This is a genomic window from Arthrobacter sp. 05N429 (genome assembly GCF_056397045.1).
In genome coordinates, this window is sequence record NZ_JBFTMQ010000003.1 from 243,667 (window position 1) to 261,849 (window position 18,183).

An 18,183-nucleotide genomic window follows, 5' to 3' on the forward strand; every position below is an offset into this window, starting at 1 on the left:
CGCCCGGCGCCGGGGCTTCCGCTCCTAGAGTTCGACGCCGAGCAGCGCGTCGACGGCGTCGCTCACCAGTGACGCGTCCGACGGCGACGCGTCATGGCCGTCTGCGAGGGCCGCCTGTGCCCAGGCATCCACGGCGGCGACGGCCCCCGGGGCGTTCAGGTCATCCGACAGTTCGGCCCGCATCCGGGACACCAGCCCGGCGGCTGAGCTGGCGGGCGCAGCGGCGAGGGCCTCCCGCCAGGTGCGGAGCCGTTCCTTGGCGGCGGCGAACCCTGCATCGGTCCAGGACCAGTCGCTGCGGTAGTGGTGCGCCAGGATGGCCAGCCGGATTGCGGCGGGTTCCTCGCCGGCGGCGCGGAGCTTGGAAACAAGAACCAGGTTTCCCTTGGACTTGCTCATCTTCTCTCCGTCGAGGCCCACCATGCCGGCGTGCGCGAAGTGTTGTGCCAGCGGCACACCGGACAGCGAGTAGGCGTGCCCGGCGCCCATCTCGTGGTGCGGGAAGACCAGGTCCGAGCCGCCGCCCTGCACCGTGAACGGGGTGGGGAGGTACTTCTGGGCGATGACCGTGCACTCGATGTGCCAGCCTGGCCTGCCCTCCCCCAGTTCGCCGCCGGGCCAGCTGGGTTCGCCGTCGCGGGCCACCCGCCAGAGCAACGGGTCCAGCGCCTGGCGTTTCCCGGCACGGCCGGGATCGCCGCCGCGTTCGGCAAAGAGCTCCAGCATCTCGGCGTCGGACAATCCCGAGATGGCGCCGAGCGTCCAGGCATCCGTGGCCTCGGCAGAGTGCTTGCCGGCGGCTTCGACGTCGTAATAGACGTCCCCGTCAGGCTCGCCGGCGCCGCCGGCCACCCGGTAAGCCAGACCCCGCTGCAGCAGCTGTTCGATGGCCGGCACGATCAGCGGAATGGCCTCCACGGCGCCCACGTACTGGTCGGGGGCCAGCACATTGAGGGCTTCCATGTCCGTCTGGAAGAGTTCGATCTGGCTGGCGGCCAGGTCACGCCAGTCCACGCCGGTCGCCGACGCGCGCTCCAGCAGGGGGTCGTCGACGTCGGTGACGTTCTGCACGTAGGAGACCGTCTGCCGGCCGTCCCGCCAGGCACGGTTGAGCAGGTCGAACGCGACGTAGCTGGCCGCGTGGCCCATGTGGGTGGCGTCATACGGGGTGATTCCGCAGACATACATGGACTGTTCGCCGGCTGCGCCGAGGGTCACAACACTGCCTTTGGCGGTGTCGAAGAGGCGGAGGGCAGGCATGCTGCCCGGGAGCTGGGGAACGGGGCGGGAGATCCAAGACTTCACAGACCAAGCCTAGTGCTAGGCGCTGATGACGTTGAAACCGAGCAGCAGGTACAGGGCCAGGCCGAGCAGGATCCGATACCAGACGAAAAGCCGGTAGCTGTGGGTTGAGACGTACTTCAGGAACCAGCCGATGATGACGTACCCCACAACGAAGGCTACGGCCGTGGCGAGGGCTGTTTCCGGGAGGCTGTAGGGCCCGGTGATGCCGTCCTTGGAGACCACTTTGTAGAGCTGGTACAGGCCGCTGCCGAACACGGCCGGGATGGCCAGCAGGAAGGAATAGCGGGCCGCCGCCTCTCGGGTGTAGCCCATGAGCAGGCCCGCGGTGATGGTGCCGCCGGAGCGGGACACGCCCGGGATCAGGGCCAGGGCCTGCGCCAGTCCGTACAGGATGCCGTGCTTATAGGTCAGCTGGGTCAGGTCGCGGTCCTGGCGTCCGACGGCGTCGGCGACGGCGAGGATCATGCCGAAGACAATCAGCATGGTGGCGACGATCCAGAGGCTGCGGAGCACGGACTCGATCTGGTCCTGGAACAGCAGCCCGAGGACGATGATCGGCAGGCTGCCCAGGATCACCAGCCAGCCCATCCGGGCGTCCGCGTCCTGCCGGGAGACTTTGCCGGCCAGGGAACCGGCCCAGGCTTTGACGATCCGTACAATGTCGCGCCAGAAATACACAACGACGGCGGTTTCCGTGCCCAGCTGGGTGATGGCGGTAAACGCCGCCCCGGGGTCCGCCGCGTTCGGGAGGAAGGAGCCCACAATCCGCAAATGGGCACTTGAGGAAATCGGGAGGAATTCGGTCAGCCCCTGCACAAGGCCCAAAAAGGCCGCTTCAAACCAGTTCACGTTTATAGACCCTACGTCATGAAACTTTCCGAATCCCCGTAAGCTTGCTGACATGCAGCAGCGTTATGTCGGCAACAGTGGGTTGCGCGTGTCCTCCCTTTCCCTCGGCACCATGTCCTGGGCCCGGGAAACCGATGAGCAGGATGCCTCGGCCCTGCTCCGCACCTTTGTGGACGGCGGCGGGACCCTGATCGACACGGCAGCGTCCTACAGCGACGGCCAGGCCGAAGCGATGCTGGGCGGGATGCTGGGCGACGTCGTGGCCCGCTCCGAAGTGGTCATCTCCACCAAAGCCGGACTTTCGTTTTCGGATGGCCGGCGCGGCGTCGACACCTCACGGAATGGGATGCTCTCCGGCCTGGACGCGAGCCTGGCCCGGCTGGGTACCGACTACGTGGACCTCTGGTTCGCCCACGCCTGGGACCCCAACGTTCCGCTGGAAGAGACCTTGTCCGCGCTTGAATATGCAGTGCGTTCGGGCCGCGCCCGCTACGCCGGCGTGTCCAACTTCAACGGCTGGCAGACGGCGAAGGCTGCCGCGGTGGCCGGCTTCCCGCTGATCGCGAACCAGTCGGAGTACTCCCTCCTCCACCGCTCCCCCGAAGCTGAACTCATTCCAGCCGTCGAGGACGCCGGGCTGGGCCTGATGGCATGGGGTCCGGTGGGGCGCGGCGTGCTGAGCGGCAAGTACCGCGGGAACATTCCCGCGGATTCGCGGGCGGCCAGTTCGCGGCTGGCCGGCTACGTGGAGCCGTACCTGGAGGGTGCCGCGTCCAGTGTGGTGGAGGCCGTGGCCATGGCGGCGAAGGGTCTGGGCCGGACGTCCCTGGATGTCTCGCTGAGCTGGCTGCTGTCCCAGCCCGGTGTCGCGACGGCGATTGTGGGCGCCCGCACGCCCGTGCAGCTCAAGGAGATCCTGGATTCGACCCTGGCGCCGCTGCCGCCGCAGATCGCCCAGGCGCTGGAGGACGTGTCGAACCCCGCCTGAGCGGAATGGTCAGTGCCCTGCCTACCGGCCGGGCCTAGTCCTGGAGGATTTCGAGGTCTTCCTCGTCGTCGACGTCTTCTTCCTCGTCCTCATCGCTGTCGTCATCAATCACCTCGAGCGGCGTCACTTCGCCATACGCTTCGTAGAGCGAATCGTCGTAGACTTCAAAGGCATCAGCAACGGCAAAAAACGCTGCCTCGACCGCGGGATCCCCATCTCCCCGGCGTGCCGACGCAGCAGCGAGGTGTTCTTCCAGGGCGGCCGTCAGGGATTGAAGCGCGACACGCGGATCGATGCTCATGACTTCACGTTAGCCGGAAAAGGAAGAAAATGGAGAGCAATGAAGGAACATTTTCTCAGCAGCTCGGTCCGGCGGGAACGAGACTATGTGAGGCAGTACGAGTACCTCGTACTGACGGTCAGCCCTGAGGATTCCCTGCCTGAAGCGCGCCGCCGCCTGGTCGAGCACTCCGAGTACGGCAAGTGGGAACTTGAGCGCAGCGTGCTGTATTTGGGCGGGGGCCGCCGCTTCTGGCTGCGCCGCCGGGTGACGCAGGTCCAAAGGACCGTCTAGGGTGTGGCGGCCAAAGGACCGTCTAGGGTTCGAGCGGTCCCAGCCACGCGTTGGCCACTGTGTTGTGCGCCGATTCGTCGTCGGAGGGGTGGAACATTCCCGCCAGCACGTCACGGTACAGCCGTTCCAGCTCGGAACCGCGGAAGTAGCTCGATCCCCCGGAGACCCTGACCGCCAGATCAACGACCGTGCGGGCCGTCTCCGTCGCACTGACTTTCACCCCGACCAGCTTCGGGAACCACTGGCTGCCATGCTCGGCCAATGCGTCCACATCCGCGGCGACGCTGGACAGCTGGGGGTACAGCGCGTCCATCGCCATTGCGGCGTCCGCGACCTTCCAGCGGATGTCCGGATCCTGGGCGTAGCTGCGCCCGCCGTTCTTGAACGACGTCCGCCGCTTCACCGCGTCGACCGCCAGGTCAAGGGCCCGCTCGCCGAGGCCCGTGTAGACGGCGGCAAGCAGCGTCTCGAAGCACGCGAAGATGGCGAAGATCAGCGGGTCCGCATTCGGGCCCACCGGAAGTTTCCGGAAAATCCGTTCAGCCGGCACCACCGCGCCAGCAAGGACCGTCGTGTTGGACTGGCTGGCCCGCATGCCGAGCGTGTCCCAGTCGGCCAGGATTTCGTACCCGGGGGTGTCCCTGGTGATGAAGCCGTGGACCAGCTGTCCGTCGCCGTCCGCTGCCGAGGTGTCCTTGCCGAAAATCCCCAGCCGGGTCCATGCCGGCGAGAGGCTCGTGAAGATCTTGCGGCCGGTGAACGAGTAGCCGCCCCCGGACTGCGGGACCGCGGAGGTGAGAGAGTCGAAGAGCACCGAGTCGTTCCCCGCCTCCGAGTTGCCGAACGCGAAGATCTCGCCCTGCGCGGCCTCCTTGAGGATGAAATCCAGCGAAGAGTCACCGCGGGCGGCCAGGACGTGCGCGACGCCGGTCCACACCAGGTGCATGTTGACGGCCAGCGCGGTGGCCGGGGCCGCCGTCGCCAGCCTCCGCTGCAACTGCGCCGCCGCCGACAGCCCGAGTCCCAGTCCGCCGTCGGACGCCGGGACAAAAATCTTGAGGTAGCCGGCCGCAGCCAGCTCCTCGAGATCTTCGTGGAAGAAGGCGTTGTCCCGGTCGTAGCCGGCGGCGCGGCCGCGGATCCGTTCGAGGAGGGATTCGGGCAGGACGTCTTCAGGGCGCATGGGCGGTGTCTCTCAGAGCTCAGTAGTTGGTGAGCAGGGTATCCAGCACGCGGGCCCCGAATTTCAGGGATTCGGTGGGGACGCGTTCGTCCACCCCGTGGAACATCCCGGTGAAGTCCAGCTCGTCCGGGAGCTGGAGCGGGGCGAAGCCGTAGCCTGTGATGCCCAGCCGGCTCAGGGACTTGTTGTCCGTGCCGCCGGAGAGGGTGTAGGGCAGGACTTTGGCTCCCGGGTCCTCGGCGTGCAGCGCGTCGATCATGGAGTCCACCAGGTTTCCCGCGAACGGGACCTCCAGCGAGACGTCGTTGTGCACGTAGCTCACGTCCACGCCCTTGCCGGCGAGTTCGCGGACCTTTTCAAGGACGTGCTCCTCCTGGCCGGGCAGGGTGCGGCAGTCGATGAGGGCTTCGGCCGACTCCGGGATCACATTGTGCTTGTAGCCGCCCTTGAGCAGGGTCGGGTTGGTGGTGTTCTGCAGGGTGGCGCCGACGAAGCGGGCCACGGTGCCGAGTTCCTTGAGGATCTTGTCCGGATCGTCCGGATCGAACTCGACGCCCGTGAGTTCCGTCACGCCGTCGAGGAACTGCCGGGTGGTGGGGGTCAGCTCCACCGGCCACCGGTATTCCCCGATGCGGGACACGGCGCTGGCCAGCCGGGTGACGGCATTGTCCGTGTTGATCTGCGAGCCGTGGCCCGCACGGCCGTGGGCGACCAGGCGGAGCCAGGACAGGCCCTTCTCGGCGGTCTGGAGCAGGTACGTGCGCTGGCCGCCGATGGTGGCGGAGAAGCCGCCGACTTCGGAGATGGCCTCCGTGGCTCCGTCAAAAAGTTCTGGCCGCTTCTCGATCGCATACCGGGCACCATAGGTGCCGCCGGCCTCCTCGTCGGCGAAGAACGCGAAGATCAGGTCCCGTTTGGGTTTGCGGCCGGTCCGGGCAAAATTCCGCAGGACAGCGAGGATCATGGCGTCCATGTCCTTCATGTCCACGGCGCCGCGGCCCCAGATCATGCCGTCCTTGAGTTCGGCGCCAAAGGGATCCACCGACCACTGCTCGCGGAGCGCGGGGACAACATCCAGATGCCCGTGGACCACCAAGGCGCTGGCGGACGGGTCCTCGCCGGCGAGCCTGGTCACCACGCTGGCGCGGCCCGGGGCGGACTCGAAGATTTCGGCGTCCAGCCCCACTTCCGTCATCAGCCCCGCGGTGTATTCGGCAGCCGCCCGCTCCCCCGGGCCGGAGCCGTCGCCGTAGTTGGACGTGTCGATCCGGATCAGTTCCTGGCAGATCCTGACGACTTCGTCCTCGGGCCTGATCTCAGTCATGTTTCACTCCTCGTGGCGTCGGCTCTGTTGCTGGCTTCAGCCTACCCACATGCCCGATCAGGCCCCGATTATTTGTTTCGGGAAACTTCATGCTAGAGTCTTTCTCGCTGCTTCGGAGAAATCCAAAACGCTGAAAGGCGAAAAGGTTCACCGAATACCACCTGCGCGGGTGGCGGAATGGCAGACGCGCTAGCTTGAGGTGCTAGTCCTCGAAAGGGGGTGGGGGTTCAAGTCCCCCTCCGCGCACAACAGGAAAGCCCCTGGAATCCAAGGATTCCGGGGGCTTTTTGCTGTCTCTGCGGAACTTCGGCCCGGACGCTGACCCTGAAGCGTGACTGCAGCCTGCCGGGGCTTCACTGATGCCACGCCGGTGACTAAGCGTGGACACCGCGGATCGGCCCTCCCATTTTGAGCCCTGGGGAGGATGACTCAGTCGAGTCGCCTCGGATTTTGCGGGCCCGCTACTTGTAGGCAACCCGCTGGATCTGCAGGACCTCCGAAGTGGAGACGACGTTGACCCTCACGTATTCATCCACGTAGGTTTCGCCCTCGATTGAGACCCTCGTGAGGTTGGACGCCGCGCCGGAAATCCCGTAGAAGGACAGCCACTTCTCGTTGTTGAGCGGCTTGTCCTTGGCGTAGATGTGAGTGTCGCCGTTGAAAAGGAACACCGGCTTCTTGAATGCCTTGCTTTCACTGGCGATGGCCCGCACGATGCTCTGGAAGGCGTCGCGGTAGCCCGAGTTCTGGGTGCCGGGAGCAAACATGTCCGCCTGGGTCATCAGGACCACTGCCCTGCTGTTTTTGGCCTTCGCCGTTGCGAAGGCGCTTCGGATCTGCGCGACGGCGGCATTCACCCGGGCCTTCTCCTCGGCCACTTGTTCAGTGGTGGCGTTCGTGAAGCCGAGGCCGCTCCACGGCCGGAGGTCATTCTCTGAACCAACGATGTGCAGGGTCGAGATGGTCAGCCGTCCGGTGGCGAACATCACGTTCTCCTTGTAGCCGGACTGGGCCGTGACGGAGATCGGGTTCTGGCCCAGGGTCCGGCCGCCTCGGGGGAAGAAGACCGAGCGGATGGCAGCCAGCCGCTGCAGCGGATTGGCTTTGCCTATTCTGGCGCTGTGGCAGTCCGCCCACTCATTGTCACCGGGGGTGTACACCAGCGGGTCGACAAACTTGTCGAAGCTTGCCTTGATCTTCTTGTAATAGGCGTCGGAGCAAACACCCGTGCCGATATCGCCAAGATGCCCGACCATGCGCACATTCGGATCCGCATTTATCTGCGCAATGCGTTTCGGAAAAAGGCTCAATTGGGTGCTGCCGTAGGGCATGTCGCCGATGACGGCGAAGCTGTAACTCGTGGCGGCTCCTGCAGTGCCGGCTACGCTTCCAGCGATTCCCATTGCCAGAGCCAGACCGGCACTAGCCACCCGCAAACTGCTTTTCATTTGTTTCCCCCCAATGATCATCGGATATGCATCGGACACGCCTGCGCGACGATAGTTTCTGCGGCTGTTGGCGATCAGATTAGACGGAGCGGACATGGAAGGAACGAGTAGTCTTACTTGTCCTCCGGTCAAGCAACGCCTCTACAGCACGCGGCAAACTACTTGAGCAGGTCACTCATCTGCGGCGCGTCCCACTTATGCCCGTCAGGGCTAGTTCGGGAGGCTGAAAGCAGATCCGAGGTCCTGGTCCAGCCGACTGGAGGGCACCAGAGGGAAGAGCACGAGCCCGGGTCGCCGGGCGCGGATAGTGCGCCGCTGGTCAGGGCCATGTAGTTGGGCAGGCGTGGATCGGTGACGGCTTGGCAGTTGGCGGCCAGCGCGCGGCTAGTCCCCGGCGTGCAGCGCAGTCCGGAAGGTGCCGAGGAGCGAGCGGAAGCCGGGATCCTCGGCGAGACTGTCGAGCAGGACCGGTCCCCGCGGGCCGGCGAGCGGTATGCGCCAGTTGGGGTACTCCGTGCTGGTTCCTGGCTGGTTTTGGGTCCGGGTTTCGCCCACCGCATCAACCAGCGCGACGCCCAGCAGCGACGACGGTGTCAGAGCGGTGAAGGCGTACAGCGCCTCGACGGTGCCCTGCACGTCTTCGTGCCTGGGCTCGGGCAGGAGGCCGCGTTCCCGCAGCATCCCGAGCACCGCCTGCTGCTCGGCCAGGGCCTCGGCGCGTTCCTCGTCCACCGGACGCCGCAGCAAGCCAAGGGATTCACGGAGGGTGACGTGCTCGCCGGCCAGATAGCCCGCCGTCGGGGGCAGGTCGTGGGTGTTGACGCTGGTCAGGCACTGCTGCCGGTACCGCTCCGGCGGAATCGGGCCGTCGGCGTCGTGCTCGAACCAGAGGATCGAGGTCCCGAAGATCCCGCGCTCGGCGAGGTAGTCCCGGACCCACGGCTCAAATACCCCCAGATCCTCGCCGATCACGACCGCACCGGCGCGCTGTGCCTCCAGCGCCAGGATGCCGATGAGCGCCTCATGGTCGTAATAGACGTAGGTGCCCTCCCCGGGCCCTGCCCCTTCCGGGATCCACCACAGCCGGAACAGGCCGAGGATGTGGTCCACGCGGATCCCGCCGGCATGGCGCAGCACGGTCCGGAGCATGTCCCGGTAGGCGGCGTACCCTGACTCGGCGAGCCGTACCGGGTGCCAGGGCGGTTGGGTCCAGTTCTGGCCCTGCTGGTTGAACATGTCCGGTGGCGCGCCGACCGTGACGTTGCGGGCCAGCACCCCGGCAAGGGTCCAGGCGTCCGCGCCGCCCGGTTTAACGCCGACCGCAAGATCGTGGATGACGCCGATTTCCATGCCCGACCGCCGGGCCGAGCGCTGGGCGGCCTCAAGCTGCTGGTCGCAGAGCCACTGAAGCCAGCGGTGGAATTCGATCCGGCCGGCCAGCAGGGCCCGTTGCTCCTTGCAGTAGGCGGTGTCCGGGGTGGCCGCCTCCGCAGCCCATTGCGGGGCCTCCGGGGCCAGCTTCTCGGCCAGGGCGCACCACAGCGCGAAATCGTCGAGTCCCTGCCCCTGGTCGCGGCAGAAGTCCGCAAACGCGAGGGAGCGGGCGGGGTCGCGCTGGACTCCGAACACCAGCTCCAGGGCGGCCAGTTTCGCCCCGTAGATGGAGTTCCGGTCCAGCAGATCCGTGGAGTGGTTGGCGGGGTGCTGTTGTTCCGCGAGCCGCTCCACCCGGGCCCGGCCGGCCGGGCCGAGGTAGCCGTATTCGGGGATCTCTTCCACCCGGAGGTAGAGGGGGTTGAAGAACCGCCTGGTCGTCGGAAGGTAGGGCGAGTCTTCGACCGGCGGACGCGGCTCGGCGGCGTGCAGCGGGTTGACCAGCAGGAATCCGGCGCCCTCCTGCCCGCTCATGGTGGCGAGGTCCGCGAGGTCGGCGAAGTCTCCGATGCCCCAGGACCGGGCGGACCGTACGGAATAGAGCTGCGCGGTCAGACCCCAGTTCCGCCGACCCGGCCTGCCGGATGAAATGAGCGCCTCGGTTGTGTGGAGCCTCCGCGGTGTGACGACGAGCGGGCACCGGGCCACAGTGCCGGCGTTGTCTGCCAGCAGCGTGTGCCAGCCGAGCGGCACCGTACCCGGCAGCGCGAAGGTCGCCCGGCCGGTGAGGACGCCGTCGACGTCGACCGGCGCGTCCCAGTTCTCCCGCTGCGCTGCCCTGTGTGTGCTGCCGTCTTCGGCTGCGATCCATACGCTGACGTCGCTTCCGTGCGGCACATGGACGTTGATGAGGAGTTCCTGCCCCTCACGGGCGACGGCGACCGGCGGCAGCAGGCGCCGCCACGGCGCCAGCCGCGCCTCGCCCAGTGACCGCTCTATCGTGTCCGTGTCCGCGGCCGGGACGCCCAGCGCGTCGAGGACGCCGCGTAAGGTGCTTTCCGGGACGGAGCGTTCGACGCCGTCCCAGCCCCAGTAGGAGGTTCCCACGCCGTGGGCTGCCGCGAGTTCCCTCAGCAATGCGGCTGCGTCGGGAGCGCTGTCAGGGTGCATGCCATCCGCCATGGGGCAACTCTAGACGCTGCCCCCGCGTGCCGTCCCGTGCTGCTGAACATGGGCTTCCCCGACCAGTTCCTGCAGGCCCTCCACTGTGCGCGCCAGTGACAGCCCGGGCGACGCCACGATGAACGGCAGCAGGAGCCTGTTCTCCTTCTCCAGGTGCAGGGCGAAAATGTTCCGGAGGGAGCCGGCCGCCACGGCGGCGTCCACGCCGGCCGATCCCCGGAGTTCCTCAACGATGCCCGCGATCGCCTGGTGCTCGGCCAGCATCCCGTCCACCAGCAGTGTGCCTTCCGGCAGGTTCCGGGCTCCCCCATACAGGGGCCCTTCCTCGGCGAGCGCGTGCGGGACGAGTTCGGTCTCGCACCATTCCACCAGCACCTCGTGGGCGTCGTGCTCCGCCACGGTGTCGCCGGACCTCACGGCGTGGGTGAGTGCGGTTGCCAGGGCGTCGAGCCGCTTGAGCATGCCCGCGTGGTGCCGCTCCACCGCGGCCAGGGCCCGTGCTTCCTCATCTGTGTTCTTGTTCAGGGCGTTCAGGGCGTGGGCCGCTTCCTGATCCATGACGTCTCCTGGCTTTCCTGGTCGAAGAGTTCTGGCCACAGTCTCCTCTTCACACTGTACGGCGGAGACTCCCCCGGGCGCCGGGGACTTTCGGCCCGGCCCGGGTGCGCTTTCGACTCCGGCGGGTCAGCCGCGCTAGCCTTGCAGCCTATGGTCGACGTCGAACGGTTCCGGATACTCCTCCAGGAGGAGCGCCACAAAAAACTTGCACTCCTGCCCGCGCTCCGCCGGGACATCACCGGCGTGAACGCCGCCCGGCAGGACTCGAACGTCGACGACGAACACGACCCCGAGGGCGCGACCATTGCGTTTGAGCTCTCCCAAGCATCGGCCCTGCTGGACCAGAGCCGCCAAGGCCTTGCCCAGATCGAGGCAGCCCTGGAGCGGATCGAAGCCGGCACGTACGGCATCTGCGCCGTGTGCGGGGAAGGGATCGCGGAAGGCAGGCTGGAGGCCAGGCCCTGGACTCCGTACTGCATCCGGCACAGTGCGGGCCCCTCGGGCCCCGCAGGAGCACCGGCGCGGGTCACGGGATGACCAACGCCGCCGAGACCTGGTGGAACCGGATAGCCGCCGGATTCAGCCAGGCCCCCGTCCCGCATGTCACCGGCACCGAACTCGCCCTGGTGATCCTCCTCGCCGTCGCGCTCTCCCTGCCGCGGGTGACCTGGCGGTACTTCGGACTGCTGGCCACGGTGACCCACGAACTCGGCCACGCCTTCGCCGCACTCATGACCGGGCAGCGCGTGGGCGGCATCCGCCTGAGCCTTGACCACTCGGGCACCACCACCACCTACAGCAGGCGCCCGCTGGCCGCCGTCTGGTCCACGTTTTGGGGCTACCCGGTGCCGGCCGTCGTTGGAGCCGCCATGGTCTGGAGCGGCTTCAACGGCTGGGGCCCGGCCGCGATGTCGGTCGGCACCCTCATCCTGCTGGCCTCGTTCCTGTTCATCCGCAACGGCATCGGGCTGCTCATCACCGCGGCTGCGGTCCTGGCCGCTGTCCTGCTCGTTCTGTTCGTCCCGCCGGAATTCAACGGCCATGTGATGATCGCGCTCGGTCTGGCGCTCCTGGTCGCCGCCGTACGGGACCTCGGCAAGGTGGCCACCGTGCACCTGCGGCGCCGGGACCGGCTGGCCACGTCTGACGCCTACCTTCTGTCCCGGGCCACCCGCATCCCCGCGGCCGTGTGGATCGTCCTGTTCGCCACCGTCGTCGGTGCCGCCTGGTGGTTCGCCTGGCAGCCCTTGTCGCAGGTCTTCGCGACACTGCCGCATCCACCTTGGCAGGGACCCGGCGGCACCCCGGCATAGGCTGGGACCATGAGCCAAACACACACGGACGACCCCGGATTCAGCACAAAGGGTGCCTACGTCACCGGCGGCGAGGAGTTCACCCGGGACACCAACTACATCGAGGACCGGATCACCCGCGCCGGCACGCCCGGCCGCAACGGCGAGCCTGGGTGGCCGGTGGAGCCGGGTCGCTACAGGCTGATCGCGGCCCGCGCCTGCCCGTGGGCCAACCGGACCGTGATCGTGCGGCGGTTGCTGGGCCTCGAGGACGTCATTTCCCTCGGCCAGCCCGGCCCCACCCACGATGCGCGTTCCTGGACGTTTGACCTGGATCCCGGCGGGAAGGATCCGGTGCTCGGCATCGAGCGGATCCAGGAGGCGTACTTCCGCCGGTTCCCGGACTATCCGCGTGGCATCACCGTTCCGGCTATCGTCGACGTCGCCAGCGGCCAGGTGGTGACCAACAACTTCCCGCAAATCACCCTGGACTTCTCCACCGAGTGGGCCGAATACCACCGGCCGGGCGCGCCGGACCTGTATCCCGAGGCGCTGCGCGGGGAGATCGACGCGGTCAACAAACGGGTCTTCACCGAGGTGAACAACGGTGTGTACCGCTGCGGCTTCGCCGGATCCCAGGAGGCCTATGATGCCGCCTACACCCGGCTCTGGACCGCCCTGGACTGGCTGGAGGAGCGCCTCGCCAGCCAGCGGTACCTCGTGGGAGATACGATCACGGAGGCCGACGTCCGCCTCTTCACAACGCTGGCACGGTTCGACGCGGTCTACCACGGGCACTTCAAGTGCAACCGGCAGAAACTCAGCGAGCTGCCCGCGCTCTGGGCCTACGCCCGCGACCTGTTCCAGACCCCCGGATTCGGCGACACCACCGACTTCGTGCAGATCAAGCAGCACTATTACCTCGTCCATGAGGACATCAACCCCACCGGGATCGTTCCGGCAGGGCCGGAGCTCGGCAACTGGCTGAGCGCCCACGGCAGGGAAGCGCTGGGTGGCCGCCCCTTCGGCGACGGCACGCCGCCTGGCCCGGTCCGGTCCGGGGAGGAAGTCGCTCCCGGGCACGGGGCGGACTAGCTGCAGGGCGCCGGGCCGAGGGTTCGTCCACTTGTCGCAGCAACGTCCCCGCCCTAGGGTGAGCCGAGTGACAACTACAGACGAGACGACCCGCGCCGGACACCACTCGCTCGTCCGGCGGCTCTGGCGGATCGTGTCCGGCAATGTCCGCACGGCCCTGCTGTGGCCCCGGCTGCAGCTGGCCCTCAAGGCAGGGCTGGCAGCGGGGATTGCCTTCGCAATCGCCCCGTTCATGCCCGGCTCCGCAGCCGACTACCCCTACTACGCTCCGCTGGGCGCCCTGGTCGCGATGTACGAGAATGTCGCCGGTTCCATGCGCCAGGGCGTACAGACGCTCGTCGGGCTCGCGATCGGGGTGGGGCTGGCCTTCGTGCTGTTCATCCTCGGCAGCCCGACGCCGCTGACGGTCGGCGTCGTGATGGCCTTCGGTGTCGTCCTGGCCGGACTCCCCAAACTCGGCGCCGGCCGGGACTGGATCCCGACGGCGGCGCTCCTGGTCCTGCTGGTGGGCGGACACAATCCGGACCAGTTCTCTTTCGGCTACCTTCTGCAGATGGCGGCCGGGGTAACAGTGGGAATCCTCGTCAACCTGCTCGTCTTTCCGCCGCTGCACTTCCGCGCCGCCGAGCTCAGCATCGCCGAACTGCGCCTCGCACTCGCCCAGCAACTGCGGGACATGGCCAAGGCGCTGAAGGAGAGCTGGCCGCCGGAGCACGAAGAGTGGTCCACGCGGTCTGGTGCCCTCGAAGCGTCAGCGCGTTCCGTCCGCCTGGCGGTGGAGAAGGCGGACGCCAGCCGGCAGGCCAACCCCAGGCGCCGGCTCCATCCGCGGGACGTAGAGCAGGACTACCGCAACCTGCGGGACCTCGAACGGATAACCTTCCACGTCCAGGACGTCACGCAGGTGCTCTCGGATGTCATCTGGGCCAAGGACACCCCCTTTGTGGTGCCGGATGAATACGCTGCGCCCCTCGCCGACGCCATGTTTGCCGTGGGCGACGTCCTGTCCTCGATCGAGGAGGAGACCCCGGAGCGGCAGTCCGAGCTCAGCGAAGCTGCCGACGGCACCGTCAAGGCCCTGACGGCGCGTGTCGGCGCCGAGGAATCGGCAACCGACGCCCCCAGCGCCGTCGAATCGATCCTGTTGAGCCTGCACCGGATGCTGCGGGTAGTGAAGACTTCGGCGGACAGCAGCACGTAGCCCTCCCGGGTGCGGCGCAGGCACTCCGGCGCAGAGCGCACAGACAACGACGGCGGTGGCCGCCCCCGTTCCGGGGCGGACACCGCCGTCGTTTGTTGCGGCCGGCAGCTAGAGCGCGGCAACCGATCCGCTGAAGTGCTTGCGTCCGGAACGCGAGTTCCAGGCGAGGTAGTCGGAGCGCTGCCAGGCACCGTCGGGGTCCTGCGTCGTGCTGATGTCCAGCGCCACGCGGGCCGGCAAGAACACCGGTGCCTCGAAGGACACATCCCAGCTGAAAGCCTCGCCCTTGGCGGCGCCCACGTCCGCCAGCGCCCTGGACGCCAGATACATGCCGTGCGCGATCGACCGGCGCAGCCCCAGGGCCTTGGCCGAAAGGACGCTCAGGTGGATCGGGTTGAAGTCGCCGGACACGGCGGCGTAGGCACGCCCCGTGTCGACGCCCAGCTGCCACAGCGCGGTGGGATCCGGCGCCTTGAAGTCAGCCGGCACGGAGGCGGCCGTGGGCTTGTCGATGCCGGGCAGGAACACGCCTTTGGCCAGGTAGCTTGAGACACCGCGCCAGCTGACGGCGCCCTCCCCCGTGCGGCGCACCTCCGTGACGAGGTCCAGCTGAGTGCCGGACCGGTGCCCGCGCAGGTTCTCCGCCCGGGCGCGGATGTCCAGGGTCTCCGTGAACCGCAGTGGCGCGGACTGCACCACGTGGTTTTCCAGATGGATCATCCCCAGCAGGGGCAGCGGGAAGTCGTCCCGGTTCATCACGCTCATGGCCAGCGGGAAGGCCAGGGCATGGATGAACCCGGCGGGCAGCACATCGCTGGCCGTCTCGCCGATCAGGTGCTGGTACGCCGTGAGGTTCTCCACTGCAGCCTTTACACCGCGGACCTCGTGCTGCGACCCGGGGAGCCCGGTGCCCGCATGGGTGCCCAGAACCCGGCGGCGGGCGGCCGTGGCTGCCGCGTTGACATACAGCTTTGACAGCGACGGCATCTCGCCCAGGATGACGGGCCCGGATGGGGTCATGCCCCCACCAGGTTCTGCCCGCAGACGCGCAGTACCCCGCCGGAGATGCCGCCGGCGGCGTCACTGGCCAGGAACGCGATGGCTTCGGCGACGTCCCCCGGCCGGCCGCCCTGCTGCAGGGAGTTGAGCCTGCGGGCGATCTCTCGAGTGGCGAACGGGATCTTCGCCGTCATCTCGGTTTCGATGAAGCCCGGGGCGACGGCGTTGATGGAACCGCCGTGCGTGCCGATCAGCGGCGACGTGGCCCGAACCATGCCCATCACGCCGCCCTTCGAAGCGGCATAGTTGGTCTGGCCGCGGTTGCCGGCGATCCCGCTGGTGGAGGCCACGGAAACGATCCGCGGTGAGTTCCGGAAGTGCTCCGATGCCAGCAGCGCCTCGTTGATCCGCAGCTGCGCGGCGATGTTGACCGCAATGACCGAGTCCCAGCGGCCCTGGTCCATGTTGGCGAGCAGCTTGTCCCGGGTGATGCCGGCGTTGTGGATCACGATGTCCAGGCGCCCGTGGCGTTCGACGGCGTGGTCGATGATCCGCTGCCCGGCGTCCTCCCGGCTGATGTCCAACTGCAGGGCGGTGCCGTGCACCTCGTTGGCGACCGCCGCGAGGTGGTCCCCGGCCGCCGGGATATCGACGGCGACCACCGTGGCGCCGTCGCGGTAGAGGGTGCGCGCAATCGCGGCGCCGATGCCGCGCGCCGCACCGGTCACGACGGCGACCTTGCCGGCGAGCGGTTTCTCGGCGTCGGCCGGCAGATGGCCTTCGGCGGAGCTGACCGTCAGGAACTGGCCGTCGACGAACGCCGAGCGGCCGGAGAGGAAGAACCGGAGCGCGCCGAGGGTGCTGGGGCTGGTGGTGCCGGCGCCGCCGGCGAGCAGGATGCCGTTGGCGGTGGCGCCGGCGCGGAGCTCCTTGGCGAGCGAGCGGAGGAGTCCGTCCACGCCCTGGCGGGCGGCCGCGGCTGCGGGGTCTGCGGCGGCTGGGTCCGCAGCTTCCGCCGCAGCGCGGGAGACGGTGATGACGCGGGAGTTGGGTGCCAGGTCCCGGAGCGAAGTGGCCGCGGTGAGCACCGGCTTGGCCAGGTCCTCGGGGCGGGCCAGTTCATCCAGCACCAGGATGATGGCGCCCAGTTTCTCCTTGGGCACCGCATGCCGGCGCACATCGAGGTTCCAGGACAGGAGGGTCGAGGCCAGCTCATCGGCACCGCTGCCGGTGCCCTGGACCAGGACGGGGCCGGTTATGAGGGGCTGGCCCGGCTGGTGGCGCCTAAGGACCACGGGCTGGGGCAGTCCCAGCTTCCTGGCGATGTCCCGGCCCACGCCCTTGGTCACGAGTTGGGTGTATTTGTCGGTCATGGGAGTCCCCTAGTGTGCTTCGAGAATGGCGACGACGCCCTGGCCGCCGGCGGCGCAGATGGAGATCAGTCCCCGGGCCGGGCGGCCGTCGACGCGGCCCTTGGCGTGCAGCATTTTAGCGAGGGAGGCGACGATCCGTCCGCCGGTGGCCGCGAAGGGGTGGCCGGCTGCGAGGGAGGACCCGTTCACGTTCAGCCGGGACCGGTCGATGCTGCCGAACGCCCCGTCCAGACCCAGCCGGGTGCGGCCGAATTCCTCGTCCTCCCAGGCGGCGAGGGTGCTCAGCACGGTACCGGCAAAGGCCTCGTGGATTTCGAAGAAGTCGATGTCGTCGAGGCTGAGGCCGTTGCGGGCCAGCAGGCGCGGCACGGCGAACGCCGGAGCCATCAGGAGGCCGTCCTTGCCGTGGACAAAGTCGACTGCCGCCGCCTCGCCGTCCACGACCGTGGCCAGCTTGGGCAGGTCGTGGGCGTCGGCCCACTCCTCGGAGCCGAGCAGCACGGTCGAGGCGCCATCGGTCAGCGGGGTGGAGTTGCCGGCCGTCATGGTCGCCGCGGAACCCAGGCTCTTGCCGAAAACGGGCTTGAGCGTGGCCAGCTTTTCGAGGCTGGTGTCGGCGCGCAGGTTGGAGTCGCGGGTGAGGCCGCGGTACGGGGTCAGCAGGTCATCGAAGAACCCGGCGTCGTAGGCGGCGGCGAGGTTGCGGTGGCTGTTGAAGGCCAGTTCATCCTGCGCCTCCCGGGTGATCTTCCACTGGGCCGTGGTGAGCGCCTGGTGCTCCCCCATGGACAGCCCGGTGCGCGGTTCGCCCGTGTTCGGGGCATCGGGTGCGAGGTCCTTCGGCCGGAGCCGGCTAAGGACCTGCAGCCGCTGCGGCAGCGTCTTGGCGCGGTTCAGGTCAAGGAGCACTTCGCGCAGGCCTTCGCTGACGGCGATCGGCGCGTCCGAGGCGGAGTCGACGCCGCCGGCGATGGCCGAATCGATCTGGCCGAGCTTGATCTTGTTGGCGAGGCCAAGGACCGTCTCCAGTCCCGTGGCGCAGGCCTGCTGCAGGTCGTAGGCCGGGGTCTCTGCGGAGAGAGCGGAGCCGAGCACGGCTTCACGCGTCAGGTTGAAGTCGCGGGAGTGCTTGAGCACGGCCCCGGCCGCTACCTCGCCGATGCGCTCGTCCTGCAGCCCAAAACGGGCGATGAGCCCGTCCAGGGCAGCGGTCAGCATGTCCTGGTTGGAGGACTTGGTGTAGGCGCCCCCGGTCCGGGCAAACGGAATGCGGTTGCCGCCCACGATGACCGCCTTGCGGAGCTGCGCCGCCGCGTTAGCTGCCGCGGGCACGTTGGCCGGCTGAGCTGCTGTGGCTGCTGTGGGCGTCGCGGGGGTCGATTCCTTTGGTCCGGGTGCGGACTGTCCGTTGACGGACATGGGCTGTCTCCTTCGATCA

17 protein-coding genes and 1 tRNA gene are annotated in these 18,183 nt (G+C 68.0%); 7 read left to right on the forward strand and 11 right to left on the reverse strand.

The features are described from left to right. Nucleotides 1–24: 24 nt before the first annotated feature. Both mshC and AC1DF4_RS08070 read right to left on the reverse strand, forming a co-directional pair. Complete coding sequence (gene mshC, locus AC1DF4_RS08065) at nt 25–1,305, reverse strand: cysteine--1-D-myo-inosityl 2-amino-2-deoxy-alpha-D-glucopyranoside ligase (protein ID WP_476912385.1); 1,281 nt, start codon at nt 1,303–1,305, stop codon at nt 25–27. A gap of 15 nt (nt 1,306–1,320) precedes the next feature. Continuing rightward, complete coding sequence (locus tag AC1DF4_RS08070; protein ID WP_476912386.1) at nt 1,321–2,154, reverse strand: undecaprenyl-diphosphate phosphatase; 834 nt, start codon at nt 2,152–2,154, stop codon at nt 1,321–1,323. A 52-nt stretch (nt 2,155–2,206) separates the two neighbouring features. Between AC1DF4_RS08070 and AC1DF4_RS08075 the strand changes: the two genes are divergently transcribed. Then, nucleotides 2,207–3,142: an aldo/keto reductase gene (locus tag AC1DF4_RS08075; protein WP_476912387.1), complete on the forward strand. Its 936-nt coding sequence runs from the start codon at nt 2,207–2,209 to the stop codon at nt 3,140–3,142. 34 nt (nt 3,143–3,176) lie between these two features. On the opposite strand, the gene AC1DF4_RS08080 is transcribed toward AC1DF4_RS08075, so the two are convergent. Next, complete coding sequence (locus AC1DF4_RS08080) at nt 3,177–3,443, reverse strand: hypothetical protein (RefSeq protein ID WP_224046513.1); 267 nt, start codon at nt 3,441–3,443, stop codon at nt 3,177–3,179. A gap of 39 nt (nt 3,444–3,482) precedes the next feature. On the opposite strand from AC1DF4_RS08080, the gene AC1DF4_RS08085 reads away from it, so the two are divergent. Further along, nucleotides 3,483–3,716 (forward strand): DUF5703 family protein, encoded by a 234-nt coding sequence (locus AC1DF4_RS08085; RefSeq protein WP_024366712.1) that lies wholly within the window; start codon nt 3,483–3,485, stop codon nt 3,714–3,716. A gap of 22 nt (nt 3,717–3,738) precedes the next feature. Here AC1DF4_RS08085 and AC1DF4_RS08090 read toward each other — a convergent pair whose 3' ends face one another. Together AC1DF4_RS08090 and AC1DF4_RS08095 are read right to left on the reverse strand one after the other, a co-directional pair. Then, nucleotides 3,739–4,899 carry an acyl-CoA dehydrogenase family protein gene (locus AC1DF4_RS08090; RefSeq protein WP_476912388.1) on the reverse strand — a complete coding sequence of 387 codons (1,161 nt, stop codon included), beginning with the start codon at nt 4,897–4,899 and terminating at the stop codon, nt 3,739–3,741. Between the two features lie 19 nt (nt 4,900–4,918). Further along, on the reverse strand, nt 4,919–6,223 hold the full coding sequence (locus tag AC1DF4_RS08095) for a M20/M25/M40 family metallo-hydrolase (RefSeq protein WP_476912389.1): 1,305 nt from the start codon (nt 6,221–6,223) through the stop codon (nt 4,919–4,921). A 163-nt stretch (nt 6,224–6,386) separates the two neighbouring features. Between AC1DF4_RS08095 and AC1DF4_RS08100 the strand changes: the two genes are divergently transcribed. Then, a tRNA-Leu gene (locus tag AC1DF4_RS08100) sits at nt 6,387–6,469 on the forward strand. 215 nt (nt 6,470–6,684) lie between these two features. Here the strand turns inward: AC1DF4_RS08100 and AC1DF4_RS08105 are convergent. The 3 genes from AC1DF4_RS08105 to AC1DF4_RS08115 all read right to left on the reverse strand — a co-directional run bounded on the left by AC1DF4_RS08105 (nt 6,685) and on the right by AC1DF4_RS08115 (nt 10,785). Next, nucleotides 6,685–7,767, reverse strand: coding sequence for a hypothetical protein (locus AC1DF4_RS08105; RefSeq protein ID WP_476912390.1), 1,083 nt, complete (start codon nt 7,765–7,767; stop codon nt 6,685–6,687). Nucleotides 7,768–8,055: 288 nt separating this feature from the next. Then, nucleotides 8,056–10,227: a 4-alpha-glucanotransferase gene (malQ, locus tag AC1DF4_RS08110; RefSeq protein ID WP_476912391.1), complete on the reverse strand. Its 2,172-nt coding sequence runs from the start codon at nt 10,225–10,227 to the stop codon at nt 8,056–8,058. 9 nt (nt 10,228–10,236) lie between these two features. Then, nucleotides 10,237–10,785, reverse strand: a complete 549-nt coding sequence (locus tag AC1DF4_RS08115) for a hemerythrin domain-containing protein (protein ID WP_476912392.1) — start codon at nt 10,783–10,785, stop codon at nt 10,237–10,239. A 150-nt stretch (nt 10,786–10,935) separates the two neighbouring features. Here AC1DF4_RS08115 and AC1DF4_RS08120 point away from each other — a divergent pair, with 150 nt between their 5' ends. From AC1DF4_RS08120 to AC1DF4_RS08135, 4 genes are all read left to right on the forward strand, one after another. Then, nucleotides 10,936–11,322, forward strand: a complete 387-nt coding sequence (locus AC1DF4_RS08120; RefSeq protein ID WP_476912393.1) for a TraR/DksA family transcriptional regulator — start codon at nt 10,936–10,938, stop codon at nt 11,320–11,322. Further along, nucleotides 11,319–12,098, forward strand: coding sequence for a M50 family metallopeptidase (locus tag AC1DF4_RS08125; protein WP_476912394.1), 780 nt, complete (start codon nt 11,319–11,321; stop codon nt 12,096–12,098). The genes AC1DF4_RS08120 and AC1DF4_RS08125 overlap by 4 nt, the downstream gene beginning before the upstream one ends. A 9-nt stretch (nt 12,099–12,107) precedes the next feature. After that, entirely contained in the window at nt 12,108–13,172 is a 1,065-nt protein-coding gene (locus tag AC1DF4_RS08130) for a glutathione S-transferase family protein (protein ID WP_476912395.1), read from the forward strand. 160 nt (nt 13,173–13,332) lie between these two features. Further along, complete coding sequence (locus tag AC1DF4_RS08135) at nt 13,333–14,373, forward strand: FUSC family protein (protein WP_476912528.1); 1,041 nt, start codon at nt 13,333–13,335, stop codon at nt 14,371–14,373. Nucleotides 14,374–14,481: 108 nt separating this feature from the next. Here the strand turns inward: AC1DF4_RS08135 and AC1DF4_RS08140 are convergent, their stop codons facing one another. From AC1DF4_RS08140 to AC1DF4_RS08150, 3 genes are read right to left on the reverse strand one after another with little or no spacing between them, the layout of a single operon-like run. Beyond that, nucleotides 14,482–15,393 (reverse strand): MaoC family dehydratase, encoded by a 912-nt coding sequence (locus AC1DF4_RS08140; protein ID WP_476912396.1) that lies wholly within the window; start codon nt 15,391–15,393, stop codon nt 14,482–14,484. Then, the gene (locus AC1DF4_RS08145) at nt 15,390–16,745 is read right to left on the reverse strand and encodes a 3-oxoacyl-ACP reductase (RefSeq protein ID WP_476912397.1); all 1,356 of its coding nucleotides are present in this window, start codon (nt 16,743–16,745) and stop codon (nt 15,390–15,392) included. Before AC1DF4_RS08145 ends, AC1DF4_RS08140 begins: the two co-directional genes overlap by 4 nt. A 9-nt stretch (nt 16,746–16,754) precedes the next feature. After that, nucleotides 16,755–18,164 (reverse strand): acetyl-CoA C-acetyltransferase, encoded by a 1,410-nt coding sequence (locus AC1DF4_RS08150; RefSeq protein ID WP_476912398.1) that lies wholly within the window; start codon nt 18,162–18,164, stop codon nt 16,755–16,757. Nucleotides 18,165–18,183: the final 19 nt, after the last annotated feature.